Origin of the sequence: Vibrio sp. 10N.261.55.F4 (genome assembly GCF_041470465.1) — a bacterium.
Taxonomy (GTDB): Bacteria; Pseudomonadota; Gammaproteobacteria; order Enterobacterales; family Vibrionaceae; genus Vibrio; species Vibrio crassostreae_C.
Map to the genome: position 1 here is coordinate 55,578 of NZ_JBFRMM010000044.1, position 15,737 is coordinate 71,314.

Below are 15,737 nucleotides of genomic sequence, written 5' to 3' on the forward strand. Positions count from 1 at the left end.
TTCTCCAACTTGAGATACACACTATGTCTCATGATGATGACTTAGATCTATTCCAAGAAATGATGGGCGATGTTAAACGTATCGACCATGACACCGCTGAACACCAGAAAGTACACCGAGTCACCGAATCTCACCTTGCTAAGCGTGAAGCCGCAATGTGGCTGTCTGACGACGAGAAAGACTACTTATCATTAGACTATTCGCCAATGATCAAGCCAGACGATGTTGTTGCTTATAAAAAAGACGGTGTACAAGAAGGCGTATACAAAAAGCTGCGCCTAGGAAAATACCCTATTCAAGCCAAGCTCGACCTTCATAGGAAAACACTGAAAGACGCACGTAACGAAGTGCTTTCATTTTTGCGTCAGTGTTTAAGAATGGATGTTCGTACCGTCATCATTGTTCATGGTAAGGGTGAGCGTTCGAATCCACCTGCAATGATGAAAAGCTACGTGGCAAATTGGCTAACACAAATCAACGACGTTCAATGTGTTCATTCTGCTCAGCAATTTCATGGTGGTACGGGCGCAGTCTACGTAATGCTCAGAAAGAGTAATGAGAAAAAGCTAGAGAACAGAGAGCGCCATCAAAAACGCACCAGTTAATAGGTTGAGATAGATAAATGGACTAGTAACGATTTTGCATCAAGATCGATATTTCGTGCCTAGACTCACACCAAGTGCTAAAATTACCTCAGTTAACGAATTTCAACTCAAAGCAACTATCCAAAGGTTGCTTTTTGTTTATCTACATTTCCGTTGTGAAACGCTAAGAGAATATCATGCCACAAGAATCCCAAGCTAAACGCCTTAATAAATACATCAGTGAAACTGGTTTTTGCTCACGCCGCGAAGCCGATAAACTGATTGATGCAGGCCGAGTTACTATTAACGGTAAGATCCCTGAAATGGGTACTAAAGTCTTGCCAGGTGATGATGTTGAGATCGACAATAAGCCTGTTCGCTCAAAAGAGAAGCCGATTTACATTGCTCTCAATAAACCAACAGGTATCACCTGTACGACTGAGCGTGATATTCCTGGCAACATCGTCGACTTTATTGGCCACCACAAGCGCATTTTCCCGATTGGTCGTCTAGATAAGCCTTCTGATGGCCTTATCTTCCTAACCAATGACGGCGACATCGTAAACAAGATCCTACGTGCAGGTAACAACCACGAGAAAGAATACGTGGTGCGTGTAGATAAGCCGATTACGACGGAATTCTTGAAGCAAATGGGCGCTGGCGTTCACATTCTCGATACAGTCACTTTGCCATGTAAAGTAGAGAAAGAGACTAAGTTCTCATTCCGAATTACGCTAACACAAGGCCTTAACCGCCAAATTCGCCGTATGTGTGAAGCGCTCGGTTATGAAGTATTTAAGCTACGCCGTGTTCGTATTATGAATATCTCACTAGACGGTATTCCTAACGGCAAATGGCGCTACCTGAGCGACGAAGAGATCACTGAAATTTTAGCGATGTGTGAAGGCTCAGTAAGTACGGAAGATGCGTCAAAAATGAACGCGAAAGGTCAACGCATTCGCAAAGCGACTGACGCGAAACTTTTTGATAGCCGTGAAGAGAACCAAGCTTCAACAGCGCGCCGTAATCAAAACGAGAACCGTACTCGCACTTACCGCGGTAACAATGCGGATGAATTCCGTCATGCACCTAATTCAAAGCGTGGCCGCAATTCATCGAATGGTGAAAGCGGTGGTAATACCGAGAACTGGAAATCGAACTCTCGTTCAGAGCGTTCTAATTCAGATAGAAATCGTTCGGATCGCAATCGCACAGATCGCGATAATACCGATCGTAGAAGCGGGAAGCCGGCAAACCGCAGCCAAGATTCAAACAGACCGAACAAACCTGCACCAAAGCGTGTTGGTGGTACTTTAGGTCTGAAGAAGTAGTCTGAATCAGTAAGACGAGACTCTCGATAAAAACGCCCGCTAGATTAGTCTAGCGGGCGTTTTTGTTGGTCATTCGATAGTTTTATCATCATGACGACGACAATCTATAAACATAAATCAGCAAACTGGCCGCGAGTCAGAAGTGTTAAGTCTTTTGGGTCTAATTCAATCTCTAGCCCACGCTTACCTGCACTCACACATATCGTTTCAAAACCTGTCGCACTGGAATGAACGAAGGTAGGTAGTGCTTTCTTCTGACCAAGCGGACTAATTCCCCCCACGACATAACCCGTGGTTTTCTGAGCAATATCTGGATCAGCCATCTCTGCTTTTTTGCCTTTCGCCGCTTTTGCTGCCAGCTTTAGGTTTAGCTTCTGGTCGACAGGAATAACGGCGACTGCCAAATCTTTCGCCACACCATTCAAGCAGAACAACAGCGTTTTGAATACACGTTTGGGATCTTGACCAAGCGCTTCAACGGCTTCTAAACCATAGTTCGTATTATTGGCATCATGATGGTACTGATGCACGCTATGAGCGATTTTCTTTTTCTTGGCGAGATTGATTGCTGGGGTCATAACAAATCCAAACGATAGATAAACAAAAAGCGACGCCGAGGCGTCGCTTTAGTTAAATTTATCATGGTGCTAGAGTCAATCTAATTTAGCACCTATTGATACAATTGCTTGGATTCAATTACTTGTAAACCATTTGGCCTGAAGGCGCGTACTTGTTCACGTCAACCGGGCTGTTTGCTTCTAGGTACTCTTTCAGTACTTCAGCATCAACAAAACCAGTATTTACGTAACCTGGGTGATCAGACAGTTTAGGGTAACCGTCACCACCAGCAGCGTTAAAGCTTGGTACTGTGAAACGGTAAGTTTCGTCTAGACGAAGCTGTTTGCCACCGATGAATACATTCGATACTTCACCGTTCGCTACTGTCATAGAGATACCAGCAAACTGAGCGTAAGCACCAGAATCGATTGGTTTAGTCGCTACTACATTTAGGTAATCCAGAACTTCTTTACCCGTCATGTCTGTGTAAGTCAGGATGTTTGCAAAAGGCTGTACCTTCAGTACATCTTTGTAAGTAACATTACCGGCTTCAATTGAGTCACGAACGCCACCAGAGTTCATCACAGCGAAGTCTGCTTTTGCACGCTCCATGTGAGAAGTCGCAATCAAACGACCTAGGTTGGTCTGTTGGAAACGAACGACGTTACGATCGCCTTCAAGCTTGCCATTTGTCTCAGCGATTTGAACTTCTAGCTGTGCTTGACCTTGCTCTTGGAAAGGACGTAGGAATTCAAGTAGCTCTGGGTCTTGTGCGATTTCAGCTTGAATAAGAACACGTTGCTTCTTACCGTCGATCTTAACTTTCTTCTTAAGGTTAACTGGAATCAGGTCGTAGCTCACCATCTCTAGCTCGCCATTACGGAATTCGTAATCAGCACGACCTACGTACTTGCCCCACTCGTGAGCTTGAACGATGTAAGTACCGTTCTGTACGTCAGGCTTACACTCATCACCCGGCTTGAAGTTTTTCTTCGCAACGTTAGGGCCTTCCATACATACAGGCTCTTGAGAGTGACCACCAACGATCATGTCTAGATCGCCTTCGTTTAGGTAACGAGCAAGTGCGACATCACCCGGAGCATTAACACCACGTTGGCCATTTTCGTAGTGACCCATATGAGTCACAGCAAAGATTAGATCCGGTTTTTCTGTTTCTTTAAGTTCAGCGATTAGCTTCTTCGCTTCTTCTTTAGGATCACGGAAGTCGATGCCTGCGATAAATTCAGGGTTACCAATCTTTTGGGTATCTTCAGTTGTTAAACCAATAACCGCAATCTTGATGCCTTGCTTTTCGAACATCTCGTAAGCTTGGAACTTACGTTCACCTGTCGCTTTATCGTAGATGTTTGCAGATAGCATTGGGAAGTTAGCCCAGTCGATCTGCTTTTGTAATACGTCTAAAGAGTTATCAAACTCGTGGTTACCCAATGCCATGGCATCGTAACCAATTTTGTTCATACCTTTAAAATCAGGTTCTGCGTCCTGAAGGTCTGACTCTGGAACACCCGTGTTGATGTCACCGCCAGATAGAAGCAACACGCTACCGCCTTCTGCTTCAACTTCTGAACGAAGTTGGTCAACTAGCGTTTTACGTGCAGACATGCCGTATTCGCCATATTTATTCTGCCAGAAACGACCATGGTTATCGTTTGTGTGAAGAATCGTTAGCTTGTAAGTTTCGTCTTGGTTCCAATCATGAGCTGATTGAGACGCACACCCAGCTAGAGTAGCTAGAATTGCAGCACTTAGTGCTGTCTTTAGAATAAGGCGTTGCTTCATTGTCATACCTTTGAACTTTTTAGGGAATCCACTGCTTTTTATAATCTATTGCGACCCCTTTCCTGGAGTTCGAACAATAAGACTTCAACATGACTAATCTTAAATTAACATTCTAGATGTAACACGACGATTTCATATTTATGTCGAATTGGTCACGCATAGGTCAACAGTTAAGTGTAACAAAATTATGAGATTACACTCAAACTTCCCCTGCATCACAAGCAATCGTTTACTTACAAAGTGTGATGAATATCAGTAATTTACTGCAAACAGGACTGACCTAACACTCATATAAGAGTTTCTTAGGTAATAACCCGCCACGTTAACAACTCTTTAAATGAACGGTTTATGTTCGGCTGATTTTACGAGATAAAAAAAAAGCCCAATTCAGAGAACTGGGCTTTCTTAGATCAACTTTGTTAAATAACGTTTCCGTTACTTCACATCCATCTCAATTATTTAATATCAATATGCTCAAAGCCTTTGATAAGGTCATCAAGTGCTTTCATCTGCTTCAAGAACGGCTCTAGTTTGTCTAGAGGTAGCGCAGATGGGCCATCACAACGAGCTTGGTCTGGGTTTGGGTGAGCTTCAATGAACAGACCCGCAATACCCGTAGCAAGACCCGCTTTAGCAAGTTCAACCGTTTGCTCACGACGACCGCCAGATGCAGCACCTGATGGGTCACGCATTTGTAGAGAGTGCGTCACGTCGAAGATGATTGGGCTACCGTTTGAAGACTTCTTCATTACGCCAAAGCCAAGCATATCCACAACAAGGTTATCGTAACCCATGCAAGCGCCACGCTCACAAAGGATGATGTTGTCATTACCGCACTCAGCGAACTTATCAACGATGTTGCCAACTTGATTCGGGCTCATGAACTGAGGCTTCTTCACGTTGATTACTGCGCCAGTCTTAGCCATTGCTTCAACAAGATCAGTTTGACGAGCTAGGAATGCAGGTAGTTGGATTACATCAACCACATCCGCAACAGGCTGAGCTTGAGCTTCTGTGTGGATATCAGTAATGATCTTCACGCCGAAAGTATCTTTCAGCTCTTGGAAGATTTTGAGACCTTCTTCCATTCCTGGACCACGGTATGAATGAACTGAGCTGCGGTTCGCTTTATCAAAAGACGCCTTAAATACGTAAGGGATGCCCAGCTTCTCGGTTACTTTTACATAGTGCTCACATATCTGCATAGCAAGATCGCGAGATTCAAGAACGTTCATGCCTGCAAATAGCGTAAATGGCTTGTCGTTAGCAATTGGCATATCGCCAATATGAACTGTTTTCTGTTCCATCATATTCTCTCTAAATAATTATTAATTAGTGAACAACCACTGTCTTTTCGTTCATGACGTTCACTTGAGATTTCAGTAACTCAGATGCCGGGTCATCTGGGCATTGGTCGATAAAGTATTGATAATCGGTTGCGGCTACTTGGTGACAGTCTAGCTGCTGATAGATAAAACCGCGGTCACGGATTTCATATGGGTCATCAGGTACAAACGTCAAAGCAAGGTCAGTACACTTCAATGCAAGTGTATAACGCTCTTCTCGCAGCAGTGCACTCTTGAGCAGGGCTAACCACTTACCAATAATTGTTGGGTGGTCGGCGACTTCTAAGTGCTCAGGTTTCACCTTAGCTAATGGGCCGTCATGTCCAATTAACCATGCTCGCAGCGTTTGTTCGCCAACATACTCACCGTTATAAGGGTTAATATAAGCTGTAGCTTGCCCGTACCAACTTACTTTAAGTAAGAATTGAGTCGGGAAAGAGACGCCCTCTACAGGAAAGCCTAGCTTGCGACCTAGAAAAAGAAAAATCGCCCCCAGACTGACTGGAATACCTTTCTTTCTCTCAAGCACTTTATCGATGAACGCGTTTTCCGAAGAGAAATACGCATCTTTATCGCCAGCAAAACCCCATTCATAAAAGAATAGTCGAATAAAAGATTCAAACTTCTGCTGTTCATCGGTTTCATTAACCAAAGCAAACTCGGCGTCTTTTAACAATCTCGCTAGCTCTTGCTCTGCCCAACTGTCTTGAGTTTCTGGGTTAATCGCTTTATTTAAGATCAATGCACCTTCAGCTAATTCTAGCTGGTCAAAGTCTTCATCAAAAAATTCGTACATAGATAGTTAACCGAAATAAGGAGATCATTAACCGAAAAATGTTGGTGTCTTGGTCATTGCGATTTTGCCTGCCATCGCTAACCAGCCAAGCGCACCAAAGAAAGAGAATACTCTCAGTAGCTTGTTTTTACCTAGCTTAAGCGCAAAGAAACCTAATGCGATGTAAGCCATAACACAAGTTAGTTTTTCGGTTAACCATGGTGCTGCTGGTGTAAATGGAATAAAGCCAGTGATGAAAATCAAACCAATACCCGATAGCAATAGCAACGAGTCATTGATATGAGGGAAACGCTGCAAGAAAGGATGCTTAAGCTTAGGTGAGTTAGCCATCATAAGAGCGAAACGAATCGAGAGAAGTAGCGCACTTATAGCAATCGTTAATAGGTGAAAATGTTTTAGACCTTCGTACATGGTATTCCTTTATATTTTTATATGTGCTTTCGTTAACACGAGCCTCACAATACCCGTTAATGCTCTGTATTTCTGCGTTAAATGCATTATCGGGTTAAATGTATTGTCGAGTTAAAGGTATCAATTTAGCAAGTTCATCATCCATTGCTCACAAGACGATTAACAATCACTAACTATGAACAGTAACGACCCAATGTCACTCGGTCATTACCACCGTAATCTTTCTCTGTGACAACATCGAGATAACCGAGCGCCTGCATAATCTCACGAACTGCCAAACCTTGGTCATAGCCGTGTTCAAATGCTAACCAACCTTCATTTTCCAAAAAGCCACGTGCGTTTTCAGAAATGTATCGAATATCTGCAAGCCCTTTCTCTTCAGCAACCAGTGCTGTGATCGGCTCAAAACGCACATCGCCTTGAGACAAATGAGGATCATTCTTCTCAATGTATGGCGGGTTAGAAACAATCAGAGAGAATTTCACAACGCCTTCAGAGCTCAAAGGCTCAAACCAACTACCATGCAAAAAAGTCGCATTGGTGATGTTGAGACGCTGTGCATTCTCTGTCGCAAGCTGCTGCGCTTCAGGGCGAAGATCAATACCCGTCACCTGTCGATTCGGCATCTCAGACGCCAATGCTAACGCGATAGCACCTGTACCTGTCCCTAAATCGAGAATCGCGCCTTGCTTGCCAAAGGTTTTATCCAACGCTACTTCAACCAAACGCTCGGTATCTGGGCGTGGGATTAATGTAGAAGGGGAAACTTTTAACGGCAGTGACCAAAACTCACGCTCACCGATAATGTAAGCCACAGGCTCACCGGTTAAGCGACGTTTTAGAAGGGCATTGAATTCAGACTCTTGCTCAGAGGTGAGATGCTTCTCAGGCCAAGTCAGTAGGTAAGATCTTGGTTTATCTAAGGCGTGACAAAGCAGTACCGCGGCATCAATAGAGGGTGATGTGTTATCACCCTCTTGAAGCTTTACGATTGCTGCTTTTAAAGCACTTTCAACCGTATATGCTGACTGCATACTGGTTAGTTGTTCTCTGCAAGTGCAGCAAGCTGATCGGCTTGGTGCTCTTGAAGTACAGGATCAAGCAAGCTTTGCATGTCACCTTCAAGTACTTCGTTAAGACGGTAAATTGTAAGGTTGATACGGTGATCCGAAACACGGCCTTGTGGGTAGTTGTACGTACGAATACGGTCACTACGGTCACCCGAACCTAGTAGGTTACGACGTGTATCAGAAACCGCTGCCGCGCGGCGCTCTTCTTCTGCTTGAACAATACGAGCAGCAAGAACAGCCATCGCTTTCGCTTTGTTTTTATGCTGAGAACGCTCGTCCTGACACTCTACTACTGTACCCGTTGGTAAGTGAGTAATACGGATTGCTGAATCCGTGGTGTTAACGTGCTGACCACCCGCGCCTGATGCACGGAAAGTATCAATTTTAAGGTCGCCCGCTTTGATTTCTGGAAGATCCGCTTCTGGGATCTCAGGCATAACCGCAACCGTACATGCTGACGTGTGAACACGGCCTTGAGATTCGGTTTCAGGTACACGTTGTACACGGTGACCGCCTGACTCAAACTTCATGGTGCCGTAAACAGCGTCGCCACTAACCTTAGCGATCATCTCTTTGTAGCCGCCTTGCTCAGAAGCATTGCTGCTCATGATTTCAACACGCCAACCTTTCTTCTCAGCAAACTTAGAGTACATACGGAACAGGTTGCCCGCGAAGATACCTGCTTCATCACCACCCGCACCTGCGCGGATTTCTAGGAAACAGTTACGCTCATCGTTTGGATCTTTTGGAATAAGAAGAATCTGTAGCTCATCCGTCAGACGCTCAATTGCTGCTTTCGCATCTTTGATTTCATCTTGAGCCATTTCACGCATTTCTGCGTCGTCTTCGTTTGCCATCTCTTCAGCAGCTTCTAGATCTTCTTTCGCTTGCTGGTATGACTGGAAGCAAGCTGTCACTTCTTCAAGTTGAGAGTATTCTTTCGAAAGTGCACGGAATTTGTCTTGATTCCCGATTACATCTGGATCACCAAGTAGATGTTGAACTTCTTCATAGCGTTCAACAAGTGTTTCAAGCTTTACTAGAATCGAGGCTTTCATAATGTCTTATCTTGTTGGAGGTCTAATATTATTGAGGGTTTTCTAAGCCCAAACTCTGTCTAATGACCATTAATTTTGCAGGTTCTCCTTGCTCAGCTGCACTTTGAAGTGCGCGCGTTGGAGCATGGATCAATTTGTTTGTGAGCTTATTGCTGAGCTCGAGTAAAACTTTTTCAGGGTCACCGCCAGCGGCAAGCGATTGTAAACTTTTACTTAATAATTCTTCGCGGATTTCGTTAGCCGATTTACGGTAATCTCGAATACTGTCTACCGCTTGTAAAGAGCGCATCCAACTCATGAACGCGGCACTTTCTTCACTGACGATCGCTTCAGCTTGAATCGCTTCAACTTTACGTTGTTCGATATTGCCATCAACAATCGACTGCAAATCATCAACCGAATAAAGGTAGGCATCATTTAGATCACCAACCTGTGATTCCACATCACGAGGCACTGCAATATCAACCAATAACATAGGTTGATGCTTTCTTGTTTTTAGAGCGGTCTCAACCATACCTTTACCAATAATTGGCAGCGGGCTTGCGGTTGAACTGATCACGATATCTGCTCTGTGCAGGTGATCCGGAATTTCATTTAAGCTGATCACTTCAGCACCAAACTCTTCGGCTAACCCTAAAGCACGCTCACGAGTTCGGTTAGCCACAATCATTTTAGTACAGCCATTTGCTGAAAGGTGCTTAGCCACAAGTTCAATCGTTTCACCAGCACCAACCAACAACACGGTTGAATCAGCAATCGACTCAAAAATATGCTTGGCTAAAGTACAAGCTGCGTAAGCCACAGACACCGCACTTCCGCCGATTTCTGTTTCCGTTCGAACGCGCTTCGCCACAGAAAATGATTTCTGGAACAGCTTTTCCATTGAAGCATCGACAGACTTACTACCACGAGAGTCTGTATAAGCTTGCTTAACCTGACCTAAGATTTGCGGCTCACCCAAAACCAAAGAGTCCAAACCACAAGCAACGCGCATTAAATGTTTAATGGCAGCCTGCTCTTCATGGATATAAAGACTTGGCTTTAGCTCTTCAGGGCTAACTTGGTGGAAAACCGACAACCAATCGATAAGCTTGTTTTTTGCTCCGCTTTTAACGTCACAATACACTTCAGTTCGGTTACAGGTAGAAAGTATGACACTTCCATTTACGTGTGCATTTGCGTTAAGTTGCTTGAGTGCCTCAGACAGTTTATCTGGACCAAAAGCGACTTTTTCTCGCAATTCAACCGACGCTGTATTGTGATTGATACCTACGGCAAGCAAAGACATGTATCAGAAGTTCTCGATCAGGGAATGGAAACAAGGGGCGAATTTTACTTGATGCATGGCTCTATTTAAAGAGCAAGCGGGATTTGTTTTCCTGAGTTCGTGAATTCAATGCTATAGTTGAAGCGTTTTTTAGATAAATTTGAACAAGTTGTGAGCAAATATGGGCAAGCTTCGTAAAATCGCGTCTCTTATTTTTATTACCATAATCATGGTGGGTTGCTCGTCTATCCCGGAACAACCGACGAGTGTTGAATGGCAAACACACCAAAGCCGCCTATTACAGATAGAAAACTATCAAGCTTCAGGTAAGCTTGCCTACATCTCTCCCGAGCAGCGCCAAAGCCTCAATTTCGTTTGGAAACATTCACCAAATCAAAGTCAATTAAGGCTCACTACTTTTCTCGGTCAAACTGCACTGAACCTAACCATAGATCCATCGGGTGCAAAAGTCGTGACCTATGGCGATCAAGTATTTACTCATGCGAGCGCTTCAGTCTTGGTTGAGCAGCTGACAGGTTTACAGATCCCTATTGATCACCTGCCACAATGGTTCCTTGGCATTCCAGACCAAGCCGATAGCTACCAATTGAACACGACCAACACGCTTGAATCTCTCACCAAACAAGTCAGCAACCAATTATGGACACTGAGTTTTGCTAACTATCGCAATACAGAGATGCCGAATAAGCAACTATCGGGTGAAGACAACACTAAGGTAGAGATAATCCCACTCCCTACTCGATTGTCATTCAAGCAAGACAATAACAAAATCAACATTGTAGTTTCGAAGTGGACACTGAAAAGATGATAACAACGCCAACCCATTGGCCTTCTCCGGCTAAACTGAATTTATTTCTCTATATCACTGGTCGACGTGACAATGGCTATCACGAACTTCAAACTTTATTTCAGTTTGTCGATTTTGGTGATGAACTGACGGTTACCGCAAACTCAGAAACTAGCTCGATAACAATCACACCAGAAATCCCTGGGGTAGCACTTGAAGACAACCTGATCTGGAAAGCCGCTACTGCGCTACAGCAATATACCTCAACCTGTTTCGGTGCCGATATTGAACTCAAGAAAGTACTGCCTATGGGTGGCGGTATTGGCGGAGGCTCTTCAAATGCAGCAACCGTGTTGGTCGCTCTGAATTATTTATGGCAACTCAACCTGTCAGACGATCAACTCGCAGAGATCGGTTTGAAGCTTGGTGCTGACGTTCCTGTCTTCGTTCGAGGCCACGCCGCCTTTGCTGAAGGGGTTGGAGAACAATTGTCACCAGCTAATCCGGATGAAAAATGGTATCTAGTCGCCAAACCTCAAGTGAGCATAGCAACTGCAGACATATTCAAACATTCAGAATTAACTCGAAATACGCCAAAGCGAGCGCTAGCAACGCTTCTAGAGCAAGAATACGTAAACGATTGCGAAAAAATTGTGCGAATGCTGTACCCAGAGGTTGATAAGCAACTTTCATGGCTGCTACAATACGCGCCGTCGAGATTGACTGGTACAGGTTCGTGCGTTTTTGCTGAATTTAACAGCAAAAAAGAAGCCGAATTGGTGCGAGAACAACTGCCTGACACAGTTTCCGCTTTCGTAGCGAAAGGAAGAAACATTTCTCCTTTAAAAGAAACTCTGGCTGAATACCAATCAGCCCACCCACAATCTATTTAAAACTGGACGCAACCCGAGGTTTCCACCGTGCCTGATATGAAGCTATTTGCTGGTAACGCAACACCTGAACTAGCCCAACGTATTGCTGATCGTCTATACATCTCTCTTGGCGATGCTACTGTAGACCGTTTTTCTGATGGCGAAGTCGCTGTTCAAATCAATGAAAACGTTCGTGGTAGCGATGTATTCCTGATTCAATCAACTTGTGCACCAACCAATGACAACCTAATGGAATTGGTGGTAATGATTGACGCAATGCGCCGTGCTTCAGCTGGCCGTATTACTGCTGTAATCCCTTACTTCGGTTATGCCCGTCAAGATCGTCGTGTACGTTCTGCTCGTGTGCCAATTACTGCAAAAGTTGTTGCAGACTTCCTTTCTAACGTTGGCGTTGACCGCGTTCTTACTATCGACCTACACGCAGAGCAAATCCAAGGCTTCTTCGATGTACCTGTTGATAACATCTTCGGCACTCCAGTTCTTCTAGAAGACATGGCGAACCGTGGCTTAGAAAACCCAGTTGTGGTTTCTCCAGACCTTGGTGGTGTTGTACGTGCTCGTGCTACTGCTAAAGCGCTAGGTGATGTTGACATCGCTATCGTTGATAAGCGTCGTCCACGTGCTAACGTTTCTGAAGTAATGAACCTAATCGGTGATGTTGAAGGCCGTGACTGTGTGATCGTTGATGACATGATCGATACGGGTGGCACACTATGTAAAGCAGCTGAAGCGCTAAAAGAGCGCGGTGCTAAGCGTGTATTCGCTTACGCAACTCACGCTGTTTTCTCTGGTACTGCTGCGAACAACATCAAGAACTCTGTTCTAGACCAAGTTATCGTAACGGATTCTATCTCTCTATCTCCAGAGATGGCTGCGACGGGTAAAGTGACAACACTTAGCCTTTCTCGCATGCTTGCTGAAGCGATTCGTCGTATCAGCAACGAAGAATCAATCTCAGCGATGTTCAACTAATCAAAGCCCAATAGCTTTTTTTACAAAAGCTTGGTTTTAGAAACACGCGAGAGAAAGATATTAAGCACTTCAGTCAATGAAGTGCTTTTTTTATGTCTGAGTAATATTGCACTGCTAGTTATCACAAACAGGAATAATCGCGCAGCTATCAGCTAGCTCGCACCTTTTTCATAAACTGTGATATCATACGGCGCTTTTTGAAATCCCAAGAGAGATCCATACCTTGAGCCAACAAATAAAACTTCTCGTTGGACTGGCTAATCCAGGTCCAGAATACGCCAAAACTCGCCACAACGCGGGCGCTTGGGTAGTTGAAGAATTAGCGCGTGTACATAACGTGACACTAAAGAACGAACCAAAGTTCTTTGGCCTAACGGGTCGTATCATGGTTCACGGTGAAGATCTTCGTTTGCTGATCCCAACGACTTTTATGAACTTGTCAGGCAAAGCAGTTGCAGCCTTAGCAAAGTTCTACCAAATTAAACCAGAAGAGATCATGGTCGCTCACGATGAGTTAGATCTGCCTCCTGGTATTGGAAAGTTTAAAAAAGGTGGTGGTCATGGCGGACATAATGGTCTGAAAGACATCATCAGCAAGCAGGGTAACAATAAAGAATTCTATCGTCTTAGATTAGGCATCGGCCATCCAGGACACAAAGATAAAGTTGCAGGTTATGTATTAGGCAAAGCTCCTCAAAAAGAGCAAGAGTGTATCGAGGCCGTCGTTGACGAATCGGTTCGCAGCCTAGACATCTTATTAAAAGATGGCCTACCAAAAGCACAAAATCGCTTACATACGTTCAAAGCAGAATAAGGTTTATATCATGGGTTTTAAATGTGGCATCGTTGGTCTACCAAACGTTGGTAAGTCAACTCTGTTTAACGCACTGACTAAAGCAGGCATCGAAGCAGCAAACTTTCCATTTTGTACGATCGAACCAAACACAGGTATCGTTCCGGTTCCAGATCTACGCTTAGATGCATTAGCAAAAATTGTTAATCCACAGAAGATCCTTCCAACGACAATGGAATTCGTAGATATCGCGGGCCTAGTTGCTGGCGCATCTAAAGGTGAAGGTCTTGGTAACAAATTCCTAGCTAACATCCGTGAAACTGACGCTATCGGTCACGTTGTACGCTGCTTTGAAAATGAAAACATTGTTCACGTTGCTGGCAAAGTATCTCCAATTGAAGATATCGAAGTGATCAACCTAGAACTTGCACTGGCTGACTTAGACAGCTGTGAGCGTGCAATTCAACGTAACGCGAAGAAAGCGAAAGGCGGCGACAAAGACGCTAAATTCGAAATCACTGTACTAGAAAAGCTACTTCCAGTTCTAACTGAAGGTGGTATGGCACGTACTGTTGAACTTGGCAAAGAAGAAGCGGCAGCAATCGGCTACCTAAACTTCCTAACGCTTAAGCCAACAATGTACATCGCAAACGTTGCAGAAGATGGTTTTGAAAATAACCCATACCTAGACGCTGTTCGTGAATACGCAGAAAACGAAAACAACGTTGTTGTTGCTGTTTGTGCAGCAATCGAATCAGAGCTTTCTGAGCTTGATGACGAAGATCGCGAAGAGTTCCTTGCGGATATGGGTATCGAAGAACCAGGTCTTAACCGAGTGATCCGCTCTGGTTACGAACTACTGACTCTTCAGACTTACTTCACAGCTGGTGTTAAAGAAGTTCGTGCTTGGACAATCCCTGTAGGTGCAACTGCGCCACAAGCAGCGGGTAAGATCCACACAGACTTCGAGAAAGGTTTCATCCGTGCTGAAGTTGTTGGATTCGATCACTTCATCGAATTTAACGGTGAGAGCGGTGCGAAAGACGCAGGTAAATGGCGCCTTGAAGGTAAAGAATACATCGTTAAAGATGGTGACGTTGTTCACTTCCGCTTCAATGTATAATTCTGATTAAACATCTAGAAAAAAGGCCAGTGAATTCACTGGCCTTTTTGTTTTTCCCCTTTCTAAATTGTCCCTCACCAGAAACTTAACTTCCTATATATATCGCCTTTTAGACCTGTTTTTTGTCGACAAATACGCCTCTTTGCCTAAAAAGAAACCGAACAGATGTTTATTCGCGATTTATTCAAAAAAAAAGTTGACGGGTTTCACTCAACTCCGCATAATGCGCCCCGTTCACAGCGAAGCGGCAACGTTTCGAAATGAGCAACAATATGGAAATGGCTACTTAGCTCAGTTGGTTAGAGCACATCACTCATAATGATGGGGTCGCAGGTTCAAATCCCGCAGTAGCCACCATTTCCTAAGCACTCTATTTGATATTAAAGTTTGTCTTTAGTAACAAAGAGTTTTTAGGAAATAACGCGGTCGTGGCGGAATTGGTAGACGCACCAGATTTAGGTTCTGGCGCCGAGAGGTGTGAGAGTTCAAGTCTCTCCGACCGCACCATATTGAGATGTCTTTAAGATATCATTGTTGGGCTATCGCCAAGCGGTAAGGCACCGGCTTTTGATGCCGGCATTCCCTGGTTCGAATCCAGGTAGCCCAGCCACTATTTAAAGTGTAATTATCTTTAAAAAGATAATGGCATTGAAAGCAAGATTATATTATATTGTCTCGCTCTCAGATGGCTACTTAGCTCAGTTGGTTAGAGCACATCACTCATAATGATGGGGTCGCAGGTTCAAATCCCGCAGTAGCCACCATTCTTTCTTCGAGAAAGAAAAGACAACGTTATATTGAATCACCAATATTCAGTATGACTATAAAGATTTGCTGCGGTCGTGGCGGAATTGGTAGACGCACCAGATTTAGGTTCTGGCGCCGAGAGGTGTGAGAGTTCAAGTCTCTCCGACCGCACCATTATTT

General features: G+C 44.3%; 15 protein-coding genes and 5 tRNA genes. 12 read left to right on the plus strand and 8 right to left on the minus strand.

The window, feature by feature from the left end; genetic code table 11:
- The first annotated feature begins 23 nt into the window (after window positions 1–23).
- Window positions 24–605, plus strand: coding sequence for a DNA endonuclease SmrA (gene smrA, locus AB4249_RS20500; RefSeq protein ID WP_017062320.1), 582 nt, complete (start codon window positions 24–26; stop codon window positions 603–605).
- 176 nt (window positions 606–781) lie between these two features.
- Window positions 782–1,915, plus strand: coding sequence for a 23S rRNA pseudouridine(2604) synthase RluF (gene rluF, locus AB4249_RS20505; RefSeq protein ID WP_372104579.1), 1,134 nt, complete (start codon window positions 782–784; stop codon window positions 1,913–1,915).
- A gap of 104 nt (window positions 1,916–2,019) precedes the next feature.
- On the opposite strand, the gene ybaK is transcribed toward rluF, so the two are convergent.
- From ybaK to hemA, 8 genes are all read right to left on the minus strand, one after another.
- Window positions 2,020–2,493 carry a Cys-tRNA(Pro) deacylase gene (ybaK, locus tag AB4249_RS20510; protein ID WP_050651812.1) on the minus strand — a complete coding sequence of 158 codons (474 nt, stop codon included), beginning with the start codon at window positions 2,491–2,493 and terminating at the stop codon, window positions 2,020–2,022.
- Between the two features lie 118 nt (window positions 2,494–2,611).
- Window positions 2,612–4,273, minus strand: a complete 1,662-nt coding sequence (gene ushA, locus AB4249_RS20515) for a bifunctional UDP-sugar hydrolase/5'-nucleotidase UshA (protein WP_372104582.1) — start codon at window positions 4,271–4,273, stop codon at window positions 2,612–2,614.
- A 455-nt stretch (window positions 4,274–4,728) separates the two neighbouring features.
- Window positions 4,729–5,583, minus strand: a complete 855-nt coding sequence (gene kdsA, locus AB4249_RS20520; RefSeq protein WP_017069619.1) for a 3-deoxy-8-phosphooctulonate synthase — start codon at window positions 5,581–5,583, stop codon at window positions 4,729–4,731.
- Between the two features lie 22 nt (window positions 5,584–5,605).
- The gene (locus AB4249_RS20525; RefSeq protein ID WP_171733548.1) at window positions 5,606–6,415 is read right to left on the minus strand and encodes a SirB1 family protein; all 810 of its coding nucleotides are present in this window, start codon (window positions 6,413–6,415) and stop codon (window positions 5,606–5,608) included.
- Window positions 6,416–6,442: 27 nt separating this feature from the next.
- Window positions 6,443–6,826: a SirB2 family protein gene (locus AB4249_RS20530; RefSeq protein WP_009848726.1), complete on the minus strand. Its 384-nt coding sequence runs from the start codon at window positions 6,824–6,826 to the stop codon at window positions 6,443–6,445.
- 173 nt (window positions 6,827–6,999) lie between these two features.
- Window positions 7,000–7,860, minus strand: a complete 861-nt coding sequence (gene prmC, locus AB4249_RS20535) for a peptide chain release factor N(5)-glutamine methyltransferase (protein ID WP_017062314.1) — start codon at window positions 7,858–7,860, stop codon at window positions 7,000–7,002.
- A gap of 5 nt (window positions 7,861–7,865) precedes the next feature.
- On the minus strand, window positions 7,866–8,954 hold the full coding sequence (prfA, locus tag AB4249_RS20540; RefSeq protein WP_017062313.1) for a peptide chain release factor 1: 1,089 nt from the start codon (window positions 8,952–8,954) through the stop codon (window positions 7,866–7,868).
- 28 nt (window positions 8,955–8,982) lie between these two features.
- Complete coding sequence (gene hemA / locus AB4249_RS20545) at window positions 8,983–10,242, minus strand: glutamyl-tRNA reductase (RefSeq protein ID WP_372104585.1); 1,260 nt, start codon at window positions 10,240–10,242, stop codon at window positions 8,983–8,985.
- A 160-nt stretch (window positions 10,243–10,402) separates the two neighbouring features.
- On the opposite strand from hemA, the gene lolB reads away from it, so the two are divergent.
- The 10 genes from lolB (at window position 10,403) to AB4249_RS20595 (ending at window position 15,731) form a co-directional block, all read left to right on the plus strand.
- Window positions 10,403–11,050, plus strand: a complete 648-nt coding sequence (lolB, locus tag AB4249_RS20550; protein WP_372104588.1) for a lipoprotein insertase outer membrane protein LolB — start codon at window positions 10,403–10,405, stop codon at window positions 11,048–11,050.
- Window positions 11,047–11,922 (plus strand): 4-(cytidine 5'-diphospho)-2-C-methyl-D-erythritol kinase, encoded by an 876-nt coding sequence (gene ispE, locus AB4249_RS20555; protein ID WP_170962373.1) that lies wholly within the window; start codon window positions 11,047–11,049, stop codon window positions 11,920–11,922. The genes lolB and ispE overlap by 4 nt, the downstream gene beginning before the upstream one ends.
- Window positions 11,923–11,949: 27 nt before the next feature.
- On the plus strand, window positions 11,950–12,894 hold the full coding sequence (locus AB4249_RS20560) for a ribose-phosphate pyrophosphokinase (RefSeq protein WP_004739814.1): 945 nt from the start codon (window positions 11,950–11,952) through the stop codon (window positions 12,892–12,894).
- A gap of 223 nt (window positions 12,895–13,117) precedes the next feature.
- Entirely contained in the window at window positions 13,118–13,708 is a 591-nt protein-coding gene (gene pth / locus AB4249_RS20565; RefSeq protein ID WP_004739815.1) for an aminoacyl-tRNA hydrolase, read from the plus strand.
- Between the two features lie 10 nt (window positions 13,709–13,718).
- On the plus strand, window positions 13,719–14,810 hold the full coding sequence (gene ychF, locus AB4249_RS20570; protein ID WP_010439159.1) for a redox-regulated ATPase YchF: 1,092 nt from the start codon (window positions 13,719–13,721) through the stop codon (window positions 14,808–14,810).
- 280 nt (window positions 14,811–15,090) lie between these two features.
- Window positions 15,091–15,167: transfer RNA gene (locus AB4249_RS20575), tRNA-Met, on the plus strand.
- Window positions 15,168–15,232: 65 nt separating this feature from the next.
- Window positions 15,233–15,317, plus strand: a tRNA-Leu gene (locus AB4249_RS20580).
- Window positions 15,318–15,345: 28 nt separating this feature from the next.
- Window positions 15,346–15,420, plus strand: a tRNA-Gln gene (locus AB4249_RS20585).
- Between the two features lie 77 nt (window positions 15,421–15,497).
- Window positions 15,498–15,574 (plus strand) — tRNA-Met (locus AB4249_RS20590).
- Between the two features lie 72 nt (window positions 15,575–15,646).
- Window positions 15,647–15,731, plus strand: a tRNA-Leu gene (locus AB4249_RS20595).
- Window positions 15,732–15,737 lie beyond the last annotated feature (6 nt).

Bases quoted from the DNA above. Each gene is read 5' to 3' on its own strand.
- smrA (WP_017062320.1), top strand. From the start codon at position 24: ATGTCTCATGATGATGACTTAGATCTATTCCAAGAAATGATGGGCGAT.
- rluF (WP_372104579.1), top strand. From the start codon at position 782: ATGCCACAAGAATCCCAAGCTAAACGCCTTAATAAATACATCAGTGAA.
- ybaK (WP_050651812.1), bottom strand. From the start codon at position 2,493: ATGACCCCAGCAATCAATCTCGCCAAGAAAAAGAAAATCGCTCATAGC.
- ushA (WP_372104582.1), bottom strand. From the start codon at position 4,273: ATGAAGCAACGCCTTATTCTAAAGACAGCACTAAGTGCTGCAATTCTA.
- kdsA (WP_017069619.1), bottom strand. From the start codon at position 5,583: ATGATGGAACAGAAAACAGTTCATATTGGCGATATGCCAATTGCTAAC.
- AB4249_RS20525 (WP_171733548.1), bottom strand. From the start codon at position 6,415: ATGTACGAATTTTTTGATGAAGACTTTGACCAGCTAGAATTAGCTGAA.
- AB4249_RS20530 (WP_009848726.1), bottom strand. From the start codon at position 6,826: ATGTACGAAGGTCTAAAACATTTTCACCTATTAACGATTGCTATAAGT.
- prmC (WP_017062314.1), bottom strand. From the start codon at position 7,860: ATGCAGTCAGCATATACGGTTGAAAGTGCTTTAAAAGCAGCAATCGTA.
- prfA (WP_017062313.1), bottom strand. From the start codon at position 8,954: ATGAAAGCCTCGATTCTAGTAAAGCTTGAAACACTTGTTGAACGCTAT.
- hemA (WP_372104585.1), bottom strand. From the start codon at position 10,242: ATGTCTTTGCTTGCCGTAGGTATCAATCACAATACAGCGTCGGTTGAA.
- lolB (WP_372104588.1), top strand. From the start codon at position 10,403: ATGGGCAAGCTTCGTAAAATCGCGTCTCTTATTTTTATTACCATAATC.
- ispE (WP_170962373.1), top strand. From the start codon at position 11,047: ATGATAACAACGCCAACCCATTGGCCTTCTCCGGCTAAACTGAATTTA.
- ychF (WP_010439159.1), top strand. From the start codon at position 13,719: ATGGGTTTTAAATGTGGCATCGTTGGTCTACCAAACGTTGGTAAGTCA.